This is a genomic window from Roseiarcus sp., from assembly GCF_052145395.1.
In the GTDB taxonomy this organism is placed as follows: Bacteria; Pseudomonadota; Alphaproteobacteria; order Rhizobiales; family Beijerinckiaceae; genus Roseiarcus.
Window position 1 is genome coordinate 1 of the sequence record NZ_JBKQOT010000462.1, and the last position, 3,641, is coordinate 3,641.

Here is a 3,641-nt window from a genome sequence, read left to right on the forward strand (position 1 = left end):
CTGGCCCGACCTTATGGAGGCGAATCTGTTTCGGATGACGCGCGTCGTGCTCGCGGCGGCGCACCTGGACAGCGATCCGACCAACAATCGGCTAAAGAATCTGCGCGCGCTCTGTCAACGCTGCCACATGCTGCACGATCGGCCGCACCATTTGGCGCAGCGCTGGATCACTTACCGCCGGCGCTCGGCAGTCGGCGATCTCTTCCTCGGTCCGTACCCGGCCTTAATCGCTGTAGCTCCGGGCCAGGAATCGACGAGGGTGCCGCGAGTTTTCGGCCGCTACCTTCGGCGCGGGGTGCCGTTAAAATAACGGGAAAAAAGCGGCTGCGACCGCTTCAGCGCCACCCGCCGGAGGTGTCGCGCCCGTCAACCTCCTCAGCCGCACCGTTTTCGAGCCGAACTGATCGCCCTCGCCAGCAGGCGCGCTGATCCGCGTCACCCGCGCAGCGTCTTCAGCGCGGCCGCCCAGCGCAGTAGCTCGTCCAGCATGACCTTTGCGGCCTGTGTTTGCAGTTCGTTGCCGTTGAACCGCCCGTCGGTGATCGTTTGCGCCGCCATGTGGATGACGACGGCCTCGACGATCGGCACGACTTTCAACGTCGTGAGGGTCTGCTTCTCCATCTGCACGGCGCGAAGCCCGCCGGAGACCCCGCCGTAGCTGACGAAACCGGCTGGTTTATAGTTCCACTCCTTGTAGACGTAATCAAATGCGTTGATGAGCGAGGGCGGCGGCCCGTAATTGTATTCCGGGGTGACGATGACGAACGCATCGGCCGCAGCGACGCTCGCCGACCATCGCTTCGTATGATCGTGCTCATATTGCTGAAGCGAAGGATGCTTCGGCTCGTCGAATAACGGCAGGTTGAACTTGGCGAGATCGAGCAGCTCGATGTCGAACTCGCCGTGCTCGACAGCGCGCTCGTGCACCCACTGCCCGATCAGATGGCCGACCCGAGTCGGACGCGTGCTGGCGACGATTATTCCGAGCTTCATAGGCGACCGTCTCTTCCTTCAAGGGCATCCGATATGTTGGCTGAGAGAGCCTCGCAGACGAACCGTCAGCGACTTTCCGAGCGCCCACTTACTCAGAGGGAGCCCTCGGTCAGGCTGAAATTGCCGCTGTTGGCGGCCAACGGCAAGAGGCAGCATCGCCACGGGTTGTAGATGCGCTTCTGAGGGTGTCGGCTCTCAATCGCGAGCAAAAGATCGCCATCGAAGAGGGCTTGGCGCTAACGCTCTTTCCTCCTCAACTGTTCTCCGCCCCCGACGAGGGCGTCCGCGTCATCCGCGTGACGGGCCGGAAGGACATCGCCGACACCTGGAAGGTTCCGACCCTGCTCGTCGACGCGGTGCTGGACGTTGACCTGGTTCGGCCGTTTTGGCCGGGGGTCGAGGCGCGGGGCCTGTTCAAGGTCAAAGCGCCGCATCAAACCGTGTGCCAAGTGACGGCGCGAGCATACTCCAAAGGGGCCTTGGCCGCCGATAACGCATCGGGCGAACGGGCGAGGCGCAAGGTCGCGGCGCAAATTCTGCGGCGGGTGCGGGAGCTGGGCGCAGAAGGCCAGACCCTCGTCGTCGGAAATAAAGCTGTCATTGACCGCATGAGCCTGCCGGCGGACATCGTGGGAACGGCGCACTTCAACGCGCTGGCCGTATGGTCGGGCCTTTGGCCTCTTTTGAGATTGTCGATGCCCCGGACGTTCAATCCCTTCCGGAGCCGGCGGTCGAGGTTCCCGTCGTCGGGCCGGTCGCGGAGATCGTCAGGGTTCAGGCCCCGGAGCGGTGGTCAAGATTGTCGCCGCTGCGTCGGCTGTCCTGAACGAGCGTCGTGAAACCGGCATGCGCGCCGACGCCGCCCTGAAACTCGGGCAAAGCTACTTTGGCGTCGTCGGGGTCGACGCCATCGTCTTCAATGAGGCGATCGAGGCCGAGGGCGCGATCGTGTTCGAGCACTTCCTCGAGCGAGTACGAGCTGCTGCGACGCATCATCGTCTCTTGAAGGACCCAATGTGGGGTCACCACACGATTTGTCCAAAATCGTACGGCAACAGAGGCTTGGCCATGAGCTGAAAATGCCGATCGGCTTGCAGGTTTTGCCCATTAGAGTGCAAATACGCTTGTGAATCATAGTGATTCGGAGAATCTCGATGGCCAAAAAACCCGCAGCCGCCACCAAGTCAGCGGCGAAAAAGTCTGCCGCCAGAACCGTCAAAGCCAAGACACCAGCGGCCGTCGTGACGCTGAAACATATCGCAGCCGAGATTGCCGAAGCTCACGAAGTTCCCAAGATCCGCGCCGAAACCATGCTCACCGACACCGTTCATCGGCTCACCAAGCACCTCGTGAAGGGCAATAAAGTCCGTATAGTCGGGCTCGGAATTTTTCAGGTAAAGAGGCGCGAAGCGCGGATGGGCCGTAATCCGCAGACCGGGGAAGCGGTGAAGATCAAGGCCAGCAAGAAGGTCACCTTCCGCGCCGGCAAAGAGTTGAAGGAAGCCGTCTAGGTGTAGCGACTCGAAATCATCAGCGGCTCGGTCCGATCTCTTGCCGGGGATATCGGCAGGCGAAGGTCGCCTAGCCCGCCGGGAGGCTCACCGATCGGGACGGTGCAGCCTTAGCCTTGTCGAACGTCTCGACCAGGTGCTCCAGCGTCTCGCCAAAGACCCAGCCGTGCTCGTCGGCTATCTGGACGAAACGGGCAATCGTCTCGGCTTTGGCTTTGATGCTGAACTGGGCAGTTCGTCCCGTCCGCCGCCGGCGCAGGAGCTTGGCCGGGGGTTTGACGGGCGCGCCAAAGCCGAAAGTCTCATTGACCTGGGCGACAACGGCAAGGTCGGGGGTGGGAGCCGCCCCTCGGAACTCGGAGAGGATGTTGAAGGGGCTTTCGCGGTCCGCCCTGTCGTCGCTGCTCATGCTGCCTCCTCGACCGGACGGTTGCCGTTCTTGATCCGGTGGAGCAGCTCGTCGGTCAGGGCTCGTGCGTTCGCAATCGCAGACTGGACGTTGCTGACGCGCCGCGCCTTGAGGCCCGAGAGCGTTCCCCCGAATGAAAAGACGGCTCGAAACGCCTCTCGATCGAAGAGCTGCGTTGAGAAGATCGGAACGCCTGCCTCGGCGAACGAGGCCTCGATGAAGCGCTGCGTCTTTGGCTGTAGCGCCGGGTTGGTGCAGGTGAAGAGAACGGCGAAGGGAATCGCCCTGCCCGTAAGGCGCTCCTGCGTCTTGATCATCGCCATCTGACGCGCCGCCTGCTTGGCGTCCAGGTTCGACCCGCGAGCCGGAACGATCACGAAGTTCGACATCGCTATCGCGTGGCCCACGATGGGGCTCGCCCTGCCCTCAAGATCGACGATCACGAAGTCAGCCTCGGCCGCCGAAGCGTCAATCATGCGGACGATCTCGTTTTCGTCCGTCGACTCTAGAACCTTCAGGTTTGCCGGAACACCTGGGAGCCTTGCCCAATCGACGACGCTCTTATTGGGATCGGCGTCAATCACGATGACGCCGGCGCCGCGCTCGGCGAGCGTCGTCGCGATCAGCGTCGCCGCTGTCGTCTTCCCGACCCCGCCCTTCGGGGAACAGATCGAAATGATGGCCATTGCGCCCTCCGGAGCCTCCTTGTGGGAGGCATCCGGTAAACA

Annotated in this window: 5 protein-coding genes and 1 pseudogene; 3 read left to right on the forward strand and 3 right to left on the reverse strand. The window is 62.5% G+C overall.

Annotation, left to right across the window (positions count from 1 at the left end):
• Positions 1-310 (forward strand): annotated as a pseudogene (locus tag ACLP25_RS15750) (hypothetical protein); the annotation flags it as partial.
• A gap of 125 nt (positions 311-435) precedes the next feature.
• Here ACLP25_RS15750 and ACLP25_RS15755 read toward each other — a convergent pair.
• A complete protein-coding gene (locus ACLP25_RS15755; protein ID WP_442470128.1) occupies positions 436-993 on the reverse strand; it encodes an NADPH-dependent FMN reductase in 558 nt (185 codons plus the stop codon).
• A gap of 789 nt (positions 994-1,782) precedes the next feature.
• On the opposite strand from ACLP25_RS15755, the gene ACLP25_RS15760 reads away from it, so the two are divergent.
• Both ACLP25_RS15760 and ACLP25_RS15765 read left to right on the forward strand, forming a co-directional pair.
• Positions 1,783-2,070, forward strand: a complete 288-nt coding sequence (locus ACLP25_RS15760) for a hypothetical protein (RefSeq protein ID WP_442470129.1) — start codon at positions 1,783-1,785, stop codon at positions 2,068-2,070.
• Positions 2,071-2,147: 77 nt separating this feature from the next.
• Entirely contained in the window at positions 2,148-2,504 is a 357-nt protein-coding gene (locus ACLP25_RS15765) for an HU family DNA-binding protein (protein WP_442470130.1), read from the forward strand.
• Between the two features lie 70 nt (positions 2,505-2,574).
• Here ACLP25_RS15765 and ACLP25_RS15770 read toward each other — a convergent pair whose 3' ends face one another.
• A complete protein-coding gene (locus tag ACLP25_RS15770; protein ID WP_442470131.1) occupies positions 2,575-2,913 on the reverse strand; it encodes a hypothetical protein in 339 nt (112 codons plus the stop codon).
• Positions 2,910-3,641: AAA family ATPase (locus ACLP25_RS15775; RefSeq protein WP_442470132.1), on the reverse strand; the 732-nt coding region annotated here is incomplete at its 5' end. The genes ACLP25_RS15775 and ACLP25_RS15770, both read right to left, overlap by 4 nt.